Raw genomic sequence first — 21695 nt, forward strand, 5'->3', positions numbered from 1 at the left:
AGAGAGGGCTGGGATATGATGATATGCTCCCCCAGCCTCAATCCATGCATAGGTTTTTGATGGGTTAATTGATTTTAAAGCAGTTGGAAAACTAGAGTGAATGAGGTAAAAAATTGATGCTATTGTTTTGCTAGGTTTCAAAAACTTGCCCTCAGTTCTCTGAATTCGATATAAGATTGCCCAGAAGGCTGAGACTCCTGAGGGATCAGCTAAAGGCTAAACAACGTCATTTAACTTTAAAAGTGGCTACCATTTAACGCAGTAGCTGTCTGACTTCTCAATGCGCATGCTTTTTGAGAAGTCTAGTCAGCCTTGCGGGGCAGTACGACGAAATCTTTGTTACACATGTGATTCCTGTACTGCTCCCAAAATCCACAATGAATGGGTGCGCTGGGAATCAATAAACGGTGTTCCAAAAGCAGGATTTTCGACAGAACTCCCGCGATTTCGGCAAAATTTGGAAAGCAATTTTGCTCATCGCTCGGTTCTGCTCAAATCCTAAGCGCTTTTGTCACAACCTCCCTTCAGCCTCTAGGAAAGGGAAGCTATGAGGGCAATCAAAAACCAGAATCTTAGGGAGAGGGCAAGTTTAATAAAAATACTGCATCAATAGCATTAAAATTTGAAAATATTTCTTAGTAACTTAAAAATTGAAAGTAAAAGTTCTAAAGGTGTTCCTGCCATCTACACCACCTCCTTATTTTGTTGTTTCTTCTGACTTAACGAGATCTTCAGCAATACTATGCCAAAAATTTTTTAATTCATCTTGTGATCGTGACGTATCATTCGTATCTAGGCCGATAAAGTCTAAATGGTCCCAACCTTCTTGTACAGGCATGACTTGCCAAACACCTTTTTGTATTTCATCTGTTGCCTCCACCCAGGCTTGGTTGTATGGATGTTGAGAAGAAACAACAGAGACGACACCATCATTGACGCGCCAATCTTTTTCAGCAGTTTTACCGATAACATTGGCTGTCACTGTTAATAAGAAGAACATGTCGTAGTCCGCTTTTTGTTTGCCTGAAAGTGTTGGATGTGTCGCTTCACCTGTGTACGTTTTGTAAACAATATTGGGGTTCAATGATGTCTTTTTGTTCAATTTTGCTGAACCTTCTAGTGTGAGGTCATAGAAACCTTGATCCTCTGTACGCCATAACTGATCGTTATTCAAAATGCGCTCAAAATAAGCATCGAGTGATTCTCCTTCTTTACGCTCAAGACCCCATTGTTTTAATCCAAAGTCTACGCGCCCTTTATTTTTAGCAAGATATTGTGCGGCATCAAATACGATTTGACGTACAATTGCTTCGTTACCGAGTTTGTCTGATGCATGTGAACCGTTATGCGGTGTACCTAATGTTGTAATCGATGAAATCATACCATCGTGACCGCCTTTGAAGACTGGAGATATTTTACCTCCATGCTTTTTTTGATAAGCAATTTCTTCTGGGTCTCCATTACGCAAATATTCTTCAAGTTGGCGGATGGTCTGTCCACCCATACTATGGCCGACTAAGTGAATTTTTTTACCAGGTTTCCAATCTTTGTCGATACCTTCATATGTTTTGCCATAACGGGAGTGTCCATATTTCGCTGCATGAGCTGCACCATAATCGACAGTACCACCTTTGATATAGTAATAAAGTTCAACGGCGCGGTCATGGTTACTACCAAATGCACTCACACTGGCTTCATATGTGTTGTAGCCATTTTCTTCTAAATCTTGCCTAATATTCAGTTTTTCTCCACCCCAATAATGTGGATAAACCGATGGGAGTAAATTATCTGTAAATCCATTAAACCCATGGACTAAAACAATCGGGTCTCTGTTTTTGTAAAAGTTTTGTTTGGCTTTTTGACCGTCTTGTGTTTTGACTTGTTGAGTGGTGATGTTTTGATTTTGTACCTGGGATGACGTTTTATTTTCAGAATTGAGTGTTTGTACATTGCTTGTTGTTTTGGAGTGTAATGTGTCATATGATGTATTATTCACTGAAGATCGCGCTGTTTCTTGTGCTTTTTTAGAAGAAGGGTGCATCGTTTCTGAATTGGCTAAAGCGGGTGTGATGGATAAGGTTGTGAAAAACAAAGATGCGATAACGACTGATGAGACACCGCGTTTAAATTTACGAATACTAAAAAGTTGTTTTTGATCTTTCATTTTTCCACCTCTTTTTTTTAATGAGTTGAAGTTGTAATGGTTATACAAAAATATTAATAATAAGTCTTGGTAAAAAGCTGAAAATTTTAGCTAAAATCGCTGACATACGTATCCCCCCTTTACTTTAAAAGTGGCACCCTAAATATTTGTAAGGGTTTTCGTCAATCCAATGTAATAATATAATAATTTTAAAAAAATGTCAAAACGATTTATTCTAAATTTTGTTTTTTATTTTTGAACTTTTATAACATATTGTAAAGTTTTTTTAGCAGAGAGATAAAGTATGTTTATAAGCAATAAGTGATAGGGTATGATAAAATAAAAATCAACATGGAGGCTTGACTGTGGCAGTCCGCCCGTGTTTAACTGATCGACAATATCAAGTAGACGAAAGTTTAGTGAATGACGATTTTATAACATATAGCAAGTAGAACTCATGAGGTGAATGCGGCAGTGGTCGTATTCACCTCGCGTCGTTTATAAGAACTGAGAAATATTATCAAAGGAGTACTTTTATGGCTAGAAGAACATATTTTCATCATGTTGAGCATCGCAAAACACAGGCACACTCGAAAACGACATTATGGCTTTCTCTCATCATTACACTTTTTTTTACAGTTGTAGAGTTTGTAGGGGGACTCGTTTCTAACTCACTTGCACTGTTATCAGATTCATTTCATATGTTGAGTGACGTCATTGCGTTAGGTTTATCGATGGTCGCGGTTTATTTTGCGAGCCGCCGACCAACCGCACGTTATACATTTGGATTTTTAAGGTTTGAAATTCTCGCAGCGTTTTTAAATGGGCTAGCACTCGCAGTGATTTCTGTATGGATTTTTTATGAAGCCATTATGCGTATCATTTTTCCGCAAACCGTCGAAAGTGGTTTAATGCTTGTCATTGCAACGATTGGTTTGATTGTGAATATTATTTTAACCATCATTTTAATGCGCTCATTGAAGAGTGAAAATAATATTAATATTCAAAGTGCATTGTGGCATTTCATTGGGGACTTATTGAATTCTGTTGGTGTTATCGTCGCGGTCGGTTTGATTTATTTAACGGGGATTCAGTTGATTGACCCAATTTTAAGTATGGTCATTGCCTTAGTCATTTTGCGCGGTGGTTATAAAATTATGCGCAATGCATGGTTAATTTTAATGGAATCTGTACCTGAACATTTGGAGACTGATGAGATTATGGAGACGATGAAATCAGTAGACCAAGTGTTGGACGTCCATGAGTTTCATTTATGGTCAATTACGACGGATCATTATTCGCTTAGTGCGCATGTCGTGTTGGATAGCAGAAATAGTGAAGACGCGTACCGTACGATTAATCGATTGGAACGGTTGTTGAAAGAAAAGTATGGGTTGGCACATACAACACTACAGATTGAGCATTTGGATATTAATCATTTGAATGAGTCGTATTTTGAAGAAGTGAAGCATGATGAATGATGTTAGATAGCACGCACTGGACTTCATCACTTGTGTATTACTTTTAAGAGGGAAAGGTTTCACAAGCAAACGTAGAATAAGTTGAATATGCTCAAAAAAGTGCACGCATCGCGCGTATTAAGGCGATGCGTGCACTTTTTTGATGTTTTGTTTATTTGGAAATATCTGGCTAGGTTGTTGATTGCCCAGCTAAAAGTAAAGTCCATGTTGTGATAATAAATGGAAATGTCAGTGATGGGATGCCAATCGGTTCTAAAAATGTTGCGGTTGCTGCATACATCATAGGCGTCATGACTACCGTTAAAACAAAGGCTATCACTGCTTTGAGATGGTTGGCAGACCGGAATGTCACACCAATTGCGATGATAGATAGCATCAAGTTAAAGCCGAAGAGACCTTCATTCAATGTGCCAATATCTGCGCCAAAGAAAAATTCCAATAATAAACCTAAGAAGTTGGCAATTAAAAGATAAATACCCGCGCGTCTTGAAGCAATAAAACAAGCGATAACAATGAGTATACCGCTGATTGTATGTTCGACTAAAAAGATTTGACTCACGTCGCTAAAAAAGGCGTGTATCGGATGAAAAGTTGTATTTAAATTGATATGCACATCTGCAGTTAACGGTAAGACATCGACGTTCGTTTTAACAAATTTAAACTGTTGTGACATCAAGAGAACAACCCATGTGATGACGACAAAAGGTGTAGTGAGTTCGGGTAGATGGAAAGGTTTTAGAAAGTTTTTAATGGCTTGTGCAATAGGCATCGCTAATACAATACTGATTAAAATGACGAGTATACTTTGCCAAGACCAGAGTAGAAATAAAGTTAAGTCAATCGCAATCAGTACAGGATTGAAGCCTGCGAGTCCGGAATGAATCTCTTCGTCAGTATAATTGAAATGACGTGCGGTTATGAGGCTGATGGTACTTCCAATCATCGCGGCAAGTCCGATTTTCCAGTTGCCAATCCAAAGTGCGATTAAAATGAGTAAACCTGTCCACGTATTTTCGAGTAGGACGACTTGAGAAATGTTTTTGAAAAAAGTATGTATCGATTTTGACATTAAAGTTCACTTCTTTCTCTATTACTAAAACAAAATACATGTTCACATTTTAACATTTGCATATTTCAATTAACAACTATATTGTAATAATGTTAATAAGAGTATAGCGCTTTTGAATTTGAATCACACATTTCTTTGGGAAGCGCTTTTATTATTATCGTATAGTATTATGATTTGAAAGTACGGATAGGGAGGACTATAATTAAGGTCTAAGACAACTTAATTATGAGAATAAGGAGTGAATGGGATGCACTTTACACAACGAGAACAAGACAAACTGATGATTGTTGTTGCTGCGGACTTAGCCCGACGACGTAAAGCGCGTGGCTTGAAATTAAATCATCCTGAAGCAGTCGCATTAATTAGTTATGAAATATTAGAAGGTGCGCGTGATGGTAAAACAGTTGCTGAGTTAATGAGTTACGGGCGTGAAATTTTATCAAAAGATGATGTCATGGAAGGTGTCGAAGCGATGGTGACAGATATCGAAATCGAAGCCACTTTCCCAGATGGTACAAAACTAATTACGATTCATCATCCAATTGTGTAGGAGGGGATAATGATGAAACCTGGAGAAATTATTGTGAATTCAACCGAAATTATGATTAATGAAGGACGCGAAAATACAAAATTAAAGGTTAAAAATACAGGGGATCGACCTGTTCAAGTCGGTTCACATTATCATTTTTTTGAAGCGAATCCCGCGCTGTCGTTTGAACGTGAAGAAGCGTATGGAAAACATTTAGACATTCCAGCGGGTGCAGCTGTTAGATTCGAACCTGGTGACGAAAAAGAAATTCGCCTTGTACGTTATGCCGGTAAACAACATGTGTATGGTTTTCACGGCTTAGTCGATGGGCCGCTTGATCAATCTCGCATCACAGCGCCTAATATGACAGAGGGAAGTGAAGTCAAATGAGTTTTAAAATGACAGAATCACAGTATACTAGTTTGTACGGCCCAACAGTCGGCGATTCTATTCGTTTAGCTGACACGGATTTATTTGCGAAAGTCGAAAAAGATTACGCAAGATATGGTGATGAGGTTACTTTCGGTGGTGGTAAATCAATCCGTGATGGTATGGGACAAAATCCGAATGCAACACGTGATAACAAAGCCGTAGCAGACCTAGTTATTTCAAATGCTGTCGTGATTGATCACGATAAAGTCATTAAATGTGATATCGGTGTGAAAAATGGTTACATCATGAAATTAGGGAAAGCCGGCAACCCGGATATTATGGATGGTGTCGATATTATTATTGGTTCCTCGACAGATGTGATTGCAGCAGAGGGGATGATTGTTACTGCGGGCGGTATTGATACACATGTACACTTTATTAACCCTGAACAAGCTGAAGTTGCATTAGAAAGTGGCATTACAACACATATCGGCGGGGGAACTGGTGCTTCAGAAGGCTCAAAAGCGACAACGGTGACACCAGGTTCTTGGTATATTCACCGCATGCTTCAAGCTGCAGAAAATTTACCGCTTAACATTGGTTTTACAGGTAAAGGTCAAGCGGTGAACCCGACTGCATTAGTAGAACAAATTCATGCAGGGGTCATCGGTTTGAAAGTGCACGAAGATTGGGGTGCGACGCCTTCAGCATTACGTCATGCACTTGAAGTGGCAGATGACTATGATATTCAAATCGCACTGCACGCGGATACTTTGAACGAAGCGGGCTTTATGGAAGATACGATGAAAGCGATTGGTGATAAAGTGATCCATATGTACCATACAGAAGGGGCTGGTGGTGGACACGCACCTGACTTAATTAAATCAGCGGGTTATCCGAATGTGTTACCATCATCGACGAACCCAACATTGCCGTATACACATAATACGATTGATGAACATCTAGACATGGTCATGATTACACACCATTTAAATGCATCGATTCCAGAAGACGTGGCTTTCGCGGATTCTCGTATTCGTAAAGAAACAATTGCTGCAGAAGACGTTTTACAAGATATGGGTGTCTTTAGTATGATCAGCTCTGACTCTCAAGCGATGGGACGTGTCGGTGAAGTCATTACGCGTGCATGGCAAGTCGCACATCGTATGAAACAACAACGTGGACCGCTTGAAGGCGACAGTGAATATGATGATAATAACCGTATCCGTCGTTATATTGCGAAATATACGATTAACCCTGCCATTACACACGGCATATCCGAATATGTCGGTTCTGTTGATGCCGGTAAATTAGCGGACCTTGTCATTTGGGATCCACGTTTCTTTGGTGTGAAACCGGACATGGTTGTTAAAGGTGGCATGATTAACGTGGCGGCAAATGGTGATGCAAATGGTTCTATCCCAACATCTGAACCGATTAAGTATCGTCACATGTACGGTCAATATGGTGGTAACTTACAAAGTACAGCCATCACTTTCGTATCACAAGCGGCTTATATGAACGGTATTCGTCGTACATTAGACTTAAAACGTGACGTGAGACCTGTACGTAACATTCGCCAATTAACAAAAAAAGATATGAAAAATAATAGTGCTTTACCAAAACTTGACGTTGATCCAGAAACATATGAAGTTTTCGTGGATGGGGAAAAAGTAACGAGTGAAGCGGCAACAGAATTACCGATGACCCAACGTTATTTCTTATTCTAAAGTGGCTTTGACATAATATTAACGCCATTAGCTATGTAAATAGAAATGAAGCTTGTTCGAATGTATCGTCATGACACTCGAGCAGGCTTTTTCGTATTGTTTCATCGTGCGTTTATGAAATATGCGCAACGGGTATGAACATCTCATCTGGTTGCGTTGTCAAAAGATTTTTACGATTATATAACATTGCTTATTTATTGTATTTTGATAACATTACTCGAAAATAAAATGAAAAATATTCAAAAAAATCTTGTCCGAATCTTCTGGACATGATAAATTATGAAAACATCACGCTACGTAAAAATGATGATTTATATTTAAGAAACTGAGGTGCATCGTATGATTTTGTCAGATAGTGATATTAAGGCGTATCTCGAACGTCAATTATTGAATATTGAACCATTAGTAGAAGCGCATATTGAGCCAGCATCTGTTGATTTAACATTAGGGTCGCACTTTTTAAAACCGATACCACCCGAAACAGGGGTGCAACGGATGAGTGATCCGATTGCGTATGAGACGATTGAACAACCTCGAGTGGTGATACCTGCGCACGCTTTTATTTTAGCTACGACAGAAGAATATATCACGTTACCCCAACAATTAACTGGGTTTATTGAAGGGCGGAGTTCAGTCGGTCGAGCAGGACTTTTCATACAAAATGCAGGTTGGGTCGATCCAGGGTTTGAAGGTAAAATTACATTGGAACTTTACAATGCCAACGACTTTCCGTTAGAAATTGAACAAGGCCAACGTATTTGCCAAATCGTATTAGCTGAAACAAAAACGGTACCAGAAACAAAATATCAAGGGAAATATCAAGGCCAACATACCACAACGGGAAGCCGGTTATTTCGTGATTGGATGAAAGATGGAGGAGATTAGATGGATATCGTCATATTAGCGGGCTTCTTAGGTGGCGGTAAAACGTCTACACTGAACTTTTTAATACAAGATGCGATTGATCAAGAGTTAAAACCAGCTGTGATGATGAATGACTTTGGGGCTAAAAATGTCGATGCACAGCTCGTGACTGAAGATGTGAAAATGGAAGTGTTGACGAATGGTTGTATTTGCTGTGATTTGAAAGCGAATGTCTCACAACAACTCCACGAATTGTATTTAACACATCAACCTGACATTGTCTTTATCGAATGCAGTGGTGCCGCACATCCAGTTGAAGTGTTTGATGCATGCATGACGCCTGTGCTTGCGCCATTCATTCAAGATTTGAGTGTGTTAGGTATTGTCGATGCGGCAGCCTATGAAAGTCGAGATACTTTACCAGAAACGATTCAAACGTTAATGGATGAACAAATTCGTTACTGTAGTCATTTGATTATTAATAAAATTGATTTGCTAGAAAGTGACCAGTTGTTAGCCGTTGTCCAAACTATACAACAACGCTATCCTGATATACCGTACATACTTACACGTTACGGTGAAATTACATTACAAGAGATTCAACATGCGTCGAAATATGATATGAGTGAACGTTCATCCGTCCATCATCACGGGCATTTGTCACATATGTTGTATGAATTTCAATCGCCCATCCAACAAAGTGCGTTAATTGAAGGATTAAAAGGGTTAAAAGATGTCTTTAGAGTTAAGGGCTTTGTCTATTTTAAAGGTTGTGAAACACCCTATGTCGTACAATATACGCCCGGACATTTAGAGTTGAAACCGTGTCCAATTGAAATGTCACCTTATTTGGTCGTGGTAGGGCACGATTTAAATGATGCTGACATTACTGAAACACTAGATATTATAGAATTTTCATCATAAATTTTTAGACACTTCATTTTTTTGAGAAGTGTCTTTTTTAGTGTAGAATCATTTTTCATGTTACAGAGGGGACATTGTAGAGGGATGCACTTTCTAGAAGTTGAAATGCATGTCTGACATTACGAGAGTAGCGTGTTTGTGTAAAAAAATAATTTTATGCATGTGCACCATTAACAAAGTAGGGCGCCTTGAGAAAGCGTTATCATAGTGCTAAAATAAAGGTAATGAGAAAGCCGTCTCCGATATAGTCATGTCGACATGAGAATAAAGGAGACACCAAAAATGAGGAGGGATTAGATATGTTTAGCAATATTCTCGTTCCATATGATTTTGGCAACAGCTTTAAAAATGTCCCTGAACAATTAAAAAAGCTAACAGGCAATGATGCACCATACGAAATTGTCGTTTTTAATGTCATTTCAGAGACAGAATTAGCGAATTATGTTCGCTATCAAGGTAAACATTTTGAAGAAGTGGTAGAAGAAAAGAAAAAAGAAATGAAGCCATTCTTGAAAACGATTGAAGATGTTGGCTTATCTTACAAAGTGAAATTTGCGACAGGCTCACCGACAAAAGAAATCGTCAATGAAGTTGGAAATGAACATTATGATATTGTCGTGATGAGTAATAAACGTTCAGAAATGGATATTAAACATGTACTCGGTCACGTGACACATAAAATTGCTAAGCGTGTGAACATCCCTGTGCTCATCGTGAAATAATAATAAATAGCTTCAACAAATTATATTATTATAACTTTAACCCCTTCAGCCATTCGTTGCTTGAAGGGGTTTTTAGGATTTATGGGATGAGAAGACATGCTACATTGACTCAAAATTACTTTGTGGATATAATATAAAAATAATAGAAGTGATATATTATATTGTTTTTGTTTTGTATTAAAGTGGTGAAGGGAGGGAGTTGATGAGCTATTATGCGTATGTAGACAGAGACATGTGTATTGCTTGTTCAGCTTGTGGTGCTGCGGCGCCCCGATTGTTTCGATATGATGCGCAAGGGATAGCGTACATGTGCTTAGATTGTAATAGTGGCACGGCGCAAATACCCGAATGTGACTTAGGAAATTTAGATGATGCAGTTGAAAATTGTCCCACGTCAGCAATCACAGTGGGGCAGCAGCCTTTTTCGTTACCCATTATATTAGACAGAGAGAAGGAATTGTAATGAAGCAAAAAGGGTTTGAACAGTTGTTGGAAGAAACGCATGCAAAGGTGACACAGCTTGAGCAACCGTTAGCAGTGATTGACACGATGTTGACATTGGATGGTAAGATTCCACTTGAGATTGCACGACAAAGTTTGAATTTTGAACAGTGGGCGATATATCAACATTTGGCGCATGGCACTTGTCTGTTTACTGATGAAAAACCGTCAGATTCTGAGCAAGTCATCAGTTTTGGAATGTCAGCCTATGGTCGTCTTCATCTAGGACCAAGTTTTAATGATGACTATACGCAAATTTGGGGTTATGTCACATTGACGACAGAAGCAATGACTGAAATTCAACAATTGACGACACGTTTGCATACGGAGGAAATGTTGCGCTATCAATCAGAAGTTGTTCCATTTTTTCGGCGCCTCGAACCGCAAGAGGTTATAGAAGTGATTGATGCGATTAAAGAAAAAGTCGATTTTATGGCACCGGTGCTCCTCTATTACAATAGCCATACGTATACGACGTTTTATCATTACAACAATTTATTGAAAAGTTTAGAAGGGGATACGACGCACTTTTTATTGGATGAGTTGGCTGAGAAAAATAAGGACACGTGGACGAAAGATGAACGCATTTTTATTTTTAACCTCTACACATTGTTGCAATCTGGTCCGCCTGCCAGAGGAGAAGAGGTGAATGGTGTTCATTTTTCACTGCATTATTTATCCCACTATTTAGAAGAAAAGTTAGCCGTTTATCAAGAAATGACTGATACACCATCCAAACCTGTGCCAAAATCTCTTTTAGCGAAATCACGGTTGATTTGTCAATTACGTGAAAAAGTTGCCGAAAACTATGTCATTTATCGAAAAATTAATGGGCTCAATTTACATAAGCAAGAACAGTTTTTAAATCAACAAGAAGTGGGACTGTATCGTGATGAAGCGATGGAGAATGAATTAGCGCAAATTTTAGGGATGGCTTCAGAACAGACGTATTATGACGCATTTTTAAACGATATTGCGCAACATCCGGATATGACCACAATTCAAACTTTACTCGAAAAAATGGTGGGTTATGCGATACGGGCGACGCATTCAGATGTTGGTATGACGCGAGGGTTTAGATATCCATGGATGTATTACGATGCATTAAAACATCATCAGCTAGAAACAATTTTTGAATGGAAACAACAAATGTATTTTTGCTGTGCGATACCGAGTGAAGCGATGAAACAAGCTTTTCGCAATCAAAGTCAGATATTGGTAGGTATTTTGACAGCAATTAGTAAACGAATGGAATACAATAGTTGGCATTATACGCCGGGAAATTTTTTGTATGAGCGCCATCGTATTCAGCGACATTACTATTTTCCGCCAGTGATGAGTGACATTACCGAATGGAGCAATCAGCATCATAAAGGGCATGTATTTGCAAATGTAAAACATGCCATTCGTTGTCCTGGGGCGATTCAATGTCCACCGTATACGTTAAACGCCTATTACGATTTACGGTTGATGAAAACATCTGGCGTAGTGTATTCTGAAATAGACTTAATGAAAGCGCTTTATTACAGAAGGGTTGTCGGTGCACTTTATCAAGCGTGGTTTGATTATTGTCGTGAACATCAGAGTCAACTTGATATGGCAGCATATGATCGTAAATGGTATCAACAGCAATTTATAGAGGTTTAACATAGGAGCGTGAAGTGCGTGAAAACATTACTATTTATTAATTTGAGAAGTCATAAAGTCGAGCGAATCGCACCGGTCATTGAGGCAAAAAGACAAGGGTATCGTGTCGTATTGATGACAGATCATGATCCACAACTGATTGACAGTGGTCTAGATGAAGTGATTGAAATCGATACGTATGACGAAACAGCAGTCGTTGAAGCGGTGATCGCGTATCATCAACAGCACCATTTAAGCGGGATATTGACATGGTCTGATAAAGATGTAGAGCTCGTTGCACAATTAAATGACCGTCTGCAATTACCGGGCATTCCAGTCTCGCATGTTAAAAATGCTCGCAATAAATATTTAATGCGTATGGCGTTTGACCAAGTCCCTGACATTTCGCCCGACTATGAAAATGTGCGTAGTGAAGTAGATTTACGTCATGCTGTTGCGCGTATTGGAACGCCTGGGATATTGAAGCCGGTGGGCGCTTCTGGAAGTAAAGGCATTTTTAAAATTGAAAGTGAAGAATGTATTGAATATGTGTACGAAACATTACGCCATGCGACATCACCAGAACGTGACAAAGTGTATCATTATTATCCGAATGATTATATTTATGAAGGGTATCTTGTCGGTGAAGAAGTATCGGTTGAAGGTGTCGTGCAAAATGGAGAAGTACGTATTGCAGGGATTACGGACAAAGCGGTCACACCTGAATATTCACTGGAGTACATTGCGATTTTCCCATCTGATAAAAATGCGGCCTTACAACAAGAAATTAAGACGAAAGCGACGCAAGCTATTCAAAGTTTAGGCATTGACCATTGTGCTTTTCATCTAGAAGGTAGAGTGACAAAAGACGGTTTTAAAGTGATTGAATCAGCGGCCAGACCAGGAGGGGGCTTCATTGCGTCACATTTAATTCCAGGTGCATCTGGCCATTCATACATTGAAAAAATATTAGATGTTGCAGTCGGTAACGATGTGACTGAAAATTGGCCTACTTTTGATCAAACGTCAAAGAAAATGTGTTTTTATAGCGTCATGGCCGAGCAAGCTGGGATATTTAAAGGGGTTCAAGGGCTTGACCGCTTAGTTGAAATACCAGGTGTGCACTATGTTGTGTCTTTGAAAAATTATGGAGATTCGGTGATTTTACCTCCTGAACACTTTTCGAGTTGTTTTGTGCTCAATATCGTTTTTGAAGCTGAGTCGACTGAAGCGGTGCAGCAAAAAATTGATTGGATTCATGAAGTGATTGAGGTGATTGTGGAATGACAATACTGATGTTATCAAGTACGGACCATGCTAAAACACCGTATAATGAATGGTTTCCGGATACAGCAGAGCAAATGATTTTATTTTGTCCGGTTGAGAAAAAAAACAGTTATGCAGACGAAGATTATTTGCGAATTGAAGCATTTGAACATTATATGGTAAATCCCGACATTGAAATGCGTGCGCTCGAATTAAGTCAACAATATGACATTAGCCACGTCCTATCGATTTCGGAATTTGACGTGATAAGAGCAGCCAAAATTAGAGCGTTGTTGAAAATAGAAGGTCAGTCGTTAATCAGTGCAGAAGCGTATCGGGATAAAGTGCTCATGAAACAGTTGTTACAAAGCACATCAGTGAAAACACCACATTTTGATAAAGCGATAGACAGCGCGAATATACAACGATTTGTAGGAAAATATGGCTACCCTGTCGTACTTAAACCGATAGATGGATCAGGTTCGTCGGATGTTGTGATTGCACGTGCACAACAGGATATTGACACGTTTTTACAGGCGCATCCCGACATCGGAAGATATGAAATTGAACAGTTTATTGATGGGGAGATGTATCATGTCGATGGACTTGTTCATAATGCAGAAGTGAAGTGTGCCTATGTGTCGCACTATTACAATGGATGTTTAGCCTTTAAAGACCATCAGCCACTAGCGAGTTATATGTTGAAGGCAGATAATCCACTCAGTCAAGCGCTACAACAGCAAGTGGAGCAAGTTGTTGCGGCATTACCGACCTTGCCGAGCGGATCATTTCATGCAGAATTTTTCGTGACGCCGACGAACGACATCTATTTTTGTGAAATTGCGAGTCGTACAGGGGGTGGTGAAATCGGTCGTACGCTAGAACATGCTATTGGGATGCAGCTCAATCAAATGAGTCTTTACTTACAAACAGGACGTGCAGAAGAGGTCGAGGCGCACATACAAATTCAGCGGTATGGCGGGTTCATCTTGTTGCCCCCTCAAAATGCGACATTTCAAGGGATACAACATCCGTTAGAGGAAGATTGGGTACTTTTTCAATCTCTTAAAGCAACACCAGGCCAACCATTTGGAGCAGCGCAATTGAGTGTGGATCATATCATGTCAGTTGTGGTCGAAGGAGAAGATGAGGCGACATTGATTGCGCGAATTGATCAAGTCATCACATGGTATCAGCAAGAAGTACAGTGGAAATCATTGCAAGCAACAACATACAATGATAACGTATGATATGTAGACATATCAGTTGAAAAAAGGAGACCGGATGAACGAACATCATCACACGGTGCCAAAATCATAGTAAATCTCGCTCGCAGTGTTTCTAATGATTTTAATACTAGAAATTGAATTAACCGCCTTTTTCGTTTCATTTAGTTCATTTATTTTTAAAGGACTGAGCATTGTACATGGCTTACTAATAGCCGTATTTATCAGTCGACAAATCACACGAAAAGGGATGTAGTTGAAATTTTTAATGCCATTCATCCTCATTTTTTGACTATTTTAAAATCATTAATCAGCCAAATATATGTGAAAGGATTGAGACTTAATACGCTATGTCTCAATCCTTTTAACTATGCTTTTTTAAACTGCCTCGTATCGTTTGACAGTTGACAGTAATAATAGAAAACCTGTTATGACTGTTGCTAAAACTAAACCTGACATCATCAGCGGCGTGAGTACGGTACCAATAATTAAAAATAGCCGTGATATGAGTTCTGCACCAATTGGCACCCAACTATCCAATGCGGAATGGGCACCGCGTGTGTCGGCAGGGATAAAACGTATTTTTTCTGCTTCCACAGTTGGCGTGAACAAAATTTCACCAATCGTGGCCATCAACATAAAGATAACGAGGACGAGTGCGTGGTTATTACTCATGACGACCGTATAGCCTCCCGCGAAAAAGAGGAAGCCGATATTTAAAATGGTCGCGACTTTGAAGCGTTTGAAATAATGTAAAATCGCAAAACTTAAACTAATAATCGTTATCGTGTTGATTAATAATAGGATTGAAAACATACGGACGCCATCAATCGGGAAGTCATACAACTGAATCGTTTTGAATTGATGTTCTAAACGCACTGCAACATAGGATGAGAGCGACATTTCCGCACTTAATATGAGCATACTACTGATGAGTAATAAGACGAAAGGACGATTCCGATATGCTACTTGATAACGTTGAAATATTGCCACAAAGCGACGTGCTGATGGATGGCTGATTGTGCGTCGTGTTTCTTGTACACCAAAATAGAGAATCAACACATTCACAGTTAAACAAATATAAATTAACACAAATAAACTCACTTTGAACGAGCCGTAAAATAATCCCCCCATCAGCATACCGAGCGCAGTGGAAGTGTTCGAAATCCAATATTTGAAGCGGGCATAGCGTTGTCGGTGTGTCTCGTCAATACTATCTAAAGCTAAAGCGTTGTACATCGGCTTGGCTAAGGCAGTCAAAAGTTCATTGAGAAGATAACAGGCCAAGAAAACAACAAATAATAATTGAAAGGACTGCACCCCCTCTAACTGCGCTAATACGGCTCCCATACCTAAGAAAAGGAATGCGCTCATTAACGTCAAACAAGCGATGACATTCTTCTTGAGTGGTAAATGGTCGCTCAAATAACCCCCGATAATCGAACCGCTAAACTTTAATAAAATCCCAATAATAAGCATCATTCCAGCTTTTTTACCGCCTAGATAGTGTGTAAGTAATAATGCCATAAACGGAAAAACGGCATTCACAGAGGCATTTTGGATAAACAACATGAGTAAACGCAACTTCACATTTTTAGGTAATGTCATAAGCATATCTCCATTGTATAAGATAAAAAATATGTAAAATTAGTATTATATTACCCTTAAAATGTAAGTGTGTCAAAATTTGTATGAGAGCGCCATGCGCGCTACAATTTATAAGAAGCATTACGCTATAATAAAGAGAAAGAAGGGAGGAGGACAATTGGATATTAAACAGATGAAGTATTTTATAGAGATTGTCCGTCAAGGTGGGATGACGCGTGCAGCCGAGACGTTATATATTGCGCAACCGACGATTAGTAAGGCGATTAAAGAGTTAGAGTCTGAAATCGGTGAGCCGTTGTTTGATCGCACACGTCGCCAATTGTTGCTGACAGATGTGGGGGAAGTGTTTTACCATAAAGCGGTTGAAATTTTAAAGTTATACGAAAGTTTGCCGAATGAAATCAGTAGTCTGCTGGGGTTGGAGAAAGGGTATATTTCGATTGGCATTTCTGCATTGATGGATATGGAACGCCTCGTCCAAGTGCTCGGTCAGTTTCATCAACAGTATCCCAATGTCGTATTTAATTTAGATGAAAATGGTGGGAAGACGATTGAAAACCAAGTGCGGAACAATGATATTCATCTCGGGCTGACATCGTTACCTGTAGATAGTAAGCTTTTTGATTCATTTCCATTGTACAAAGGTGAATTTCAAGTCGTCATGCATCACACGCATCCACTTGCGCAAAAGGAAAATGTGACGTTCAAAGATTTAAAAGATGAAGATTTTATTATGTTTAATGAAGACTTTTATATCAACGACAAAATTATCGCGCTCACTCGACAAGCTGGTTTCGTGCCACATATCGTTTCTAAAATCTCACAGTGGCAATTTATCGAACATTTGATTACAGCCAAAATGGGCATCAGTATTTTGCCAGATAACATTGTACGTATTATTAGTCGCAATCCAGAAATTCGTGTGTTGTCAATTGATGACAGTACAGTTGATTGGACGATGGGAGTCATTTGGCGGAAAGATGTCTATTTAAACCATGCGACACAAACATTTTTAGACTATCTCAACATTCAATTACCGTTAACGACAGTGCCTGAAAACCATTCCATAGATAAAAGTAATGATTAACATGAAAAACCAATATTTTTATAATGGTTGATTACCCGTTACAATAGAATCATTCGAACGAAGAAAGGATGATTGAAATGGCAAAAGTGAAACAGCTATTGAAAACTGTAACGCAATTATGCATCATTTATGGGATTACGATGTTAGGTAATCAAATACAGCAGTTTTTCAACATCCCCCTAGCTGGTAGTATTATTGGGTTACTTTTATTTTTCATTTTACTTCAATTTAAAATTGTTAAAGTAGAATGGATTAAAGAAGGTGCTAATTTTCTACTGGCGACGATGGTGTTTTTCTTCGTTCCCTCTGTGATAGGGTTAATGGATGTCGTCTCAGAATTAAACTTAAACTTCATTATATTTTTTACATTAGTTGCTGTTGGTACGGTGCTCGTGGCATATAGTTCTGGTTTAGTGGCAGAAAAAATGGTGACAGGCCGTATCTTCCGGAAAGGACAAAATCCATCATGATGATCTTGCAAGGCATTGCGATGATTGTATTAACGGTCGTGATGTTTATATTGTCCAAAAAAATATATCATAAGTTTAATTCACCAATACTCAACCCCGCTTTAGTGACATCTCTTGGCGTTATTGCGATATTATTACTTTTTAATATCGACTATCACAGTTATATGGTGGGAGGGCAATGGATCAATCAACTATTGAGTTCCACAGTCGTGTGTCTCGCTTTTCCACTGTATTTAAACCGGCATAAGATTGTAAAGTATTTTAAAACAATCTTCGTCAGTGTATTCACAGCGGTAATTTTAAATTTCTCCCTAATTTATTTTTCTTTAAAATTACTCGGCTATGGACGCGAAGATATTGTGACACTCCTCCCCCGTTCGATTACAGCAGCGGTCGGTATTCAAGTGTCACATCAGCTCGGTGGCGAGGATACAGTTACGATTCTCTTTATCATCGCAACGGGCTTGTTAGGAAGTATGATAGGCGCATCCCTTGTACGTATGACGAACTTCCAATCTTCTATCGCACGCGGCATGACATTTGGTAATGCTTCTCATGCATTTGGAACCGCACGCGCATTCGAAATGGATTTAGAGTCAGGTGCATTTAGTTCGATTGGTATGATATTATCAGCCGTCATGAGTTCTGTGATGCTTCCAATACTATTGATGTTGTTCTATTAATATTCAAAACCATCATGGCCAACCCCTATATATGCCATGGTGGTTTTTTTGAGGTTGAAAGATTTGATATTCCCTAAAATTAACCTTAAAGAATTACCAATCATAGACATTCTTTCTTTATTCATATTACATTCCAAGTATTACAGTCATGGCATTAAAAACAATAGAAAAGGTAGTTGTGTGGTATTCAAGCTTGATATCGTAAAGATAGGAGATACAAACACTATAGATACTCTCCATTTCCTATTTTTTACTAGCACTCAATCATATGTTGGCTGCGTCAGTAATCACTCATGTTATTTTTAATGTATAAACCTATTTTCCATAACAGATGGTGTATGGATCATATGGGAACTAGGATATTAAGTTTTCCCAATTTCTGTCTTATTTATAGACCTTTCAACCCAATTTATAATCTCAAATGGAATACATAAAAATGAGAGAGTACCGTTAGGCATGTATACCAAAACTTTTAGGATTCGATGTTTTTGTGACATCCACACTTTATATTTTTCTGTAATCATTTTTATGATAATATGAAGTTATTCATGATTGAACACGGGAGGAGCTAGCGGTGTATATTATAGTAATTATTTTGGCAGTGCTGACCGTCATTGCTTGGATTACGGCAATTCGTGCATTTCGTCAGACGGGACAAAAGGGCAAAATCAATCCAAATACATGGGTTATCATCGGTGCAGTGTTGACAACATTGACGATCATGATGATGTTTATTTTCAGTCAAAATTAAACATGTATCGTATACATGTTGATAATAGAAATGAAAGACAAAAGTGAGAAATTGCATGGGCAGTTTTTAAACTTTTGTCTTTTTTGATGTAGCAGCGGGCATGAATCATTTGTTAAATTTTGGTGAGAATCTACTATAATTCAGTGTATGAAAGTGGAGAAGTGGTATAATACTAAAAAATGAAACAGATGAGAGAGTGAAAGACATAGTGAATATTTTAGTGATTACTGATGGTCACCCCTATACCCATAATTATGTAGCCATGTTGGTTGCTGAAGGACATGACGTTTTTATCCAGACACCGCCGACGATGAGACAAACGACTGTTGCACAAACACGAGAGATTGACTTGTTTGATTTGTCGAATGTTGTCTCTGCATTAGAAGATATTGCACTTGTTGTCGTGATTGGAAACCCACTATTTTCAAATACGCGGCTCACGCAAAGTCAGCCAATACAATTGCAACGATTAATGTATGACAATTTAGGTTATGCGATGAAGCAGGCGAATATTCAGCAATGTATCGTTTGGCAATCGCAATTGCAGCCTGTGCTTAAACAAATGATGGAGGCTTTTCAAATTGAAGTGATTCATCATGCTTTGAAAACAACGAAATGGTTTCCGAATCGCCGCGTCCTTTATCAATGGAGTGAGGAGCGACAAACAGTACGTTCGATTCAGGCGTTAAATATTCCACAAAGTGTATCAATGGAAGCGGTCACTGCCATGTACGGTCGATTTTTAAAAACGTTGAATGGGCGACTTGTGAATGGTATTTATGATGGACAACAGTTTACAATTGTGCTCATGCCATTTAAAATACCACTTATCCAAATGCGTCATCATTCGAGCAGTGACTTAACACAGCGCGTGATTTTGAATATTACAGGAGGATGGCTTGCACAACAAAGTGGACATACAGCACGTATGGAGTTTCGACGTTTAGAGGGTGATACAACGACATGCTTAATTGCATTGCATGACTTTGTTCCGCGATTACCTTGGGGTGTGTATCGCTTGACACAAGCACCAATGCATCGATTTGTCTCTTATTTATTCCGTCAATATTGGCATCAATTTAAGTAAAGGAAAGGAATAACGGGGCGTGTTAGGCTATAACGACATCGGGGGAGTAGAAATGTGATGGTCATGATTCTACTCCAGCGGTCCGATTGTAAATGAAGATGGCGCTATTATGAATAATAGCGCTAAAAGGAATAACTGCAATGATACTGGGGAGGTAGCGATATTTATATCTGTAGCACATTGCCCCGTCGTTAACACTATGGTTATACAGCTGTAAAATTAAACTGTTACAGGGTGCGAAGGAAAGTTGTTTTCAAGAAATCGTTGTAAGATTCCGACTAATTCTGTCATATCCGTCCCTTCCATTGATAATGACGCATGTACCTCTTCATTTAAATGTGCGAGTTGTTGCTTCAGTTTGCGTCCTTTATCAGTAAGTGAAATGTTCAAGTTACGTTCATCTTCAGGCTTTCGTACTTTTTTGATCAAGCCCTGAGCCACTAATTTTTTAGTCAGTGGTGTCAAAGTGCCGGAATTTAAATATATGCGATCACCGAGTCGTTTGATATTGACAACCTCATCATCCCCAATTGAAATGAGTGTAATATAACCTGTGTAAGTGAGTTCATATTCTTTTAAACAAGCAGTATATTTTTTGATAACTTCCTTCGATGCAACATAAAATAAAAAACATAATTCGTCATGCAGCGCTTTCGGATGTTTTGTCATGTTGTAGACCCCCAATACTTTTAAACAATAGTTACTACTATTATACATACTTTTTTCTTGATTCAAAACTATGTATAAAATATAATTGAATCGCACTTTATTTAATGAAATGTTTACATTATAAAAGGAAAGGTGACTATTATGACACACGAACAAGATTTTCAAACAATCCTTACAGGCCGTCGCTCTGTTAAGTTATTCGATACAGAAGTAAAGATTCCACGTGAAGAAATGAATGAAATGATTAGAAAGGCAACATTAGCACCGTCATCAATTAACATGCAACCTTGGCGTTTTGTTGTTGTGGATACTCCAGAAGGTAAAGATACATTACGTCCACTCGTACAATTCAATAGCCGTCAAAATGATACTTCAGCAGCGATGGTTGTCATTTTTGGTGATATGTTGAATTATGAACATGCTGAAGAAATTTACGGGGCAGCCGTTGAAAAAGGGTATATGCCTCAAGAAGTCAAGGACGATTTAGTAGGCAAATTTGTCGCAATGTATGAAGGGCTAGATCAACAATCTATGAATGACGTTGTTAAAGTCGATAGTAGTTTAGCGGCAATGCAGTTCATGCTCGTTGCACGTGAACATGGTTATGAAACAAATCCAATCGGTGGCTTTAACCGTGAAGACATTGCAGCAGGCCTTGGTTTAGACCCTGAACGTTATGTACCAGTCATGATCATCGCTATCGGTAAAGCAGCTGAAGAAGGTCGTCCAACATCACGCTTAGATGTTGAAAGAATTGTACAATATCGTTAAAAATAAACATACTTTAAGAGATACAGTTGAGTGATGTCCATTCAACTGTATTTTTTTGCAACGCTTCATCTAAAGTGACAAACATGATGCATGCTACACGAAAAACACAAAGTTTT

Annotated in this window: 20 protein-coding genes and 2 pseudogenes; 17 read left to right on the plus strand and 5 right to left on the minus strand. The window is 38.7% G+C overall.

Annotation, left to right across the window (positions count from 1 at the left end; genetic code table 11):
- Positions 1-697 precede the first annotated feature (697 nt).
- Both lip and P3U61_RS12225 read right to left on the minus strand, forming a co-directional pair.
- Positions 698-2005, minus strand: a pseudogene (lip, locus tag P3U61_RS01405) (YSIRK-targeted triacylglycerol lipase); the annotation flags it as partial.
- 105 nt (positions 2006-2110) lie between these two features.
- Positions 2111-2164 (minus strand): annotated as a pseudogene (locus tag P3U61_RS12225) (hypothetical protein); the annotation flags it as partial.
- Positions 2165-2679: 515 nt separating this feature from the next.
- Here P3U61_RS12225 and P3U61_RS01410 point away from each other — a divergent pair.
- Complete coding sequence (locus P3U61_RS01410) at positions 2680-3624, plus strand: cation diffusion facilitator family transporter (RefSeq protein WP_063279158.1); 945 nt, start codon at positions 2680-2682, stop codon at positions 3622-3624.
- A 169-nt stretch (positions 3625-3793) separates the two neighbouring features.
- On the opposite strand, the gene yut is transcribed toward P3U61_RS01410, so the two are convergent.
- Positions 3794-4693: an urea transporter gene (yut, locus tag P3U61_RS01415; RefSeq protein ID WP_014612951.1), complete on the minus strand. Its 900-nt coding sequence runs from the start codon at positions 4691-4693 to the stop codon at positions 3794-3796.
- Between the two features lie 247 nt (positions 4694-4940).
- On the opposite strand from yut, the gene P3U61_RS01420 reads away from it, so the two are divergent.
- From P3U61_RS01420 to P3U61_RS01465, 10 genes are all read left to right on the plus strand, one after another.
- Entirely contained in the window at positions 4941-5243 is a 303-nt protein-coding gene (locus P3U61_RS01420; protein WP_014612952.1) for an urease subunit gamma, read from the plus strand.
- Positions 5244-5255: 12 nt separating this feature from the next.
- Positions 5256-5612, plus strand: coding sequence for an urease subunit beta (locus P3U61_RS01425; RefSeq protein ID WP_014612953.1), 357 nt, complete (start codon positions 5256-5258; stop codon positions 5610-5612).
- Positions 5609-7324 (plus strand): urease subunit alpha, encoded by a 1716-nt coding sequence (ureC, locus tag P3U61_RS01430; protein WP_014612954.1) that lies wholly within the window; start codon positions 5609-5611, stop codon positions 7322-7324. Before P3U61_RS01425 ends, ureC begins: the two co-directional genes overlap by 4 nt.
- A gap of 339 nt (positions 7325-7663) precedes the next feature.
- On the plus strand, positions 7664-8209 hold the full coding sequence (gene dcd / locus P3U61_RS01435; RefSeq protein ID WP_014612955.1) for a dCTP deaminase: 546 nt from the start codon (positions 7664-7666) through the stop codon (positions 8207-8209).
- Positions 8210-9112 (plus strand): CobW family GTP-binding protein, encoded by a 903-nt coding sequence (locus P3U61_RS01440; protein ID WP_014612956.1) that lies wholly within the window; start codon positions 8210-8212, stop codon positions 9110-9112.
- 299 nt (positions 9113-9411) lie between these two features.
- A complete protein-coding gene (locus P3U61_RS01445) occupies positions 9412-9834 on the plus strand; it encodes a universal stress protein (protein ID WP_014612957.1) in 423 nt (140 codons plus the stop codon).
- 202 nt (positions 9835-10036) lie between these two features.
- Entirely contained in the window at positions 10037-10297 is a 261-nt protein-coding gene (locus tag P3U61_RS01450; protein ID WP_020219461.1) for a ferredoxin, read from the plus strand.
- The gene (locus P3U61_RS01455; RefSeq protein ID WP_101457523.1) at positions 10297-11982 is read left to right on the plus strand and encodes a hypothetical protein; all 1686 of its coding nucleotides are present in this window, start codon (positions 10297-10299) and stop codon (positions 11980-11982) included. The genes P3U61_RS01450 and P3U61_RS01455 overlap by 1 nt, the downstream gene beginning before the upstream one ends.
- Positions 11983-12000: 18 nt before the next feature.
- Positions 12001-13248, plus strand: a complete 1248-nt coding sequence (locus P3U61_RS01460) for an ATP-grasp domain-containing protein (RefSeq protein ID WP_014612960.1) — start codon at positions 12001-12003, stop codon at positions 13246-13248.
- The gene (locus P3U61_RS01465; RefSeq protein WP_014612961.1) at positions 13245-14477 is read left to right on the plus strand and encodes an ATP-grasp domain-containing protein; all 1233 of its coding nucleotides are present in this window, start codon (positions 13245-13247) and stop codon (positions 14475-14477) included. The genes P3U61_RS01460 and P3U61_RS01465 overlap by 4 nt, the downstream gene beginning before the upstream one ends.
- Before the next feature lie 354 nt (positions 14478-14831).
- On the opposite strand, the gene P3U61_RS01470 is transcribed toward P3U61_RS01465, so the two are convergent.
- Positions 14832-16061, minus strand: coding sequence for an MFS transporter (locus P3U61_RS01470; protein ID WP_041613207.1), 1230 nt, complete (start codon positions 16059-16061; stop codon positions 14832-14834).
- Positions 16062-16218: 157 nt separating this feature from the next.
- Between P3U61_RS01470 and cidR the strand changes: the two genes are divergently transcribed.
- The 5 genes from cidR to P3U61_RS01495 all read left to right on the plus strand — a co-directional run bounded on the left by cidR (position 16219) and on the right by P3U61_RS01495 (position 20139).
- Complete coding sequence (gene cidR, locus P3U61_RS01475; RefSeq protein WP_015729636.1) at positions 16219-17148, plus strand: cidABC operon transcriptional activator CidR; 930 nt, start codon at positions 16219-16221, stop codon at positions 17146-17148.
- A gap of 77 nt (positions 17149-17225) precedes the next feature.
- Positions 17226-17618 (plus strand): CidA/LrgA family protein, encoded by a 393-nt coding sequence (locus P3U61_RS01480; protein ID WP_014612964.1) that lies wholly within the window; start codon positions 17226-17228, stop codon positions 17616-17618.
- Entirely contained in the window at positions 17615-18301 is a 687-nt protein-coding gene (locus tag P3U61_RS01485; RefSeq protein WP_014612965.1) for an LrgB family protein, read from the plus strand. The genes P3U61_RS01480 and P3U61_RS01485 overlap by 4 nt, the downstream gene beginning before the upstream one ends.
- Before the next feature lie 574 nt (positions 18302-18875).
- On the plus strand, positions 18876-19052 hold the full coding sequence (locus P3U61_RS01490; protein ID WP_014612966.1) for a hypothetical protein: 177 nt from the start codon (positions 18876-18878) through the stop codon (positions 19050-19052).
- Positions 19053-19314: 262 nt separating this feature from the next.
- Positions 19315-20139, plus strand: coding sequence for a hypothetical protein (locus P3U61_RS01495; protein WP_101457575.1), 825 nt, complete (start codon positions 19315-19317; stop codon positions 20137-20139).
- Between the two features lie 219 nt (positions 20140-20358).
- Here the strand turns inward: P3U61_RS01495 and P3U61_RS01500 are convergent, their stop codons facing one another.
- Positions 20359-20808: a MarR family winged helix-turn-helix transcriptional regulator gene (locus P3U61_RS01500; protein WP_014612968.1), complete on the minus strand. Its 450-nt coding sequence runs from the start codon at positions 20806-20808 to the stop codon at positions 20359-20361.
- Between the two features lie 141 nt (positions 20809-20949).
- Here P3U61_RS01500 and P3U61_RS01505 point away from each other — a divergent pair, with 141 nt between their 5' ends.
- A complete protein-coding gene (locus tag P3U61_RS01505; RefSeq protein WP_015729635.1) occupies positions 20950-21579 on the plus strand; it encodes a nitroreductase family protein in 630 nt (209 codons plus the stop codon).
- Positions 21580-21695: the final 116 nt, after the last annotated feature.

The organism is Staphylococcus pseudintermedius, from assembly GCF_034042775.1.
GTDB lineage: Bacteria > Bacillota > Bacilli > Staphylococcales > Staphylococcaceae > Staphylococcus > Staphylococcus pseudintermedius.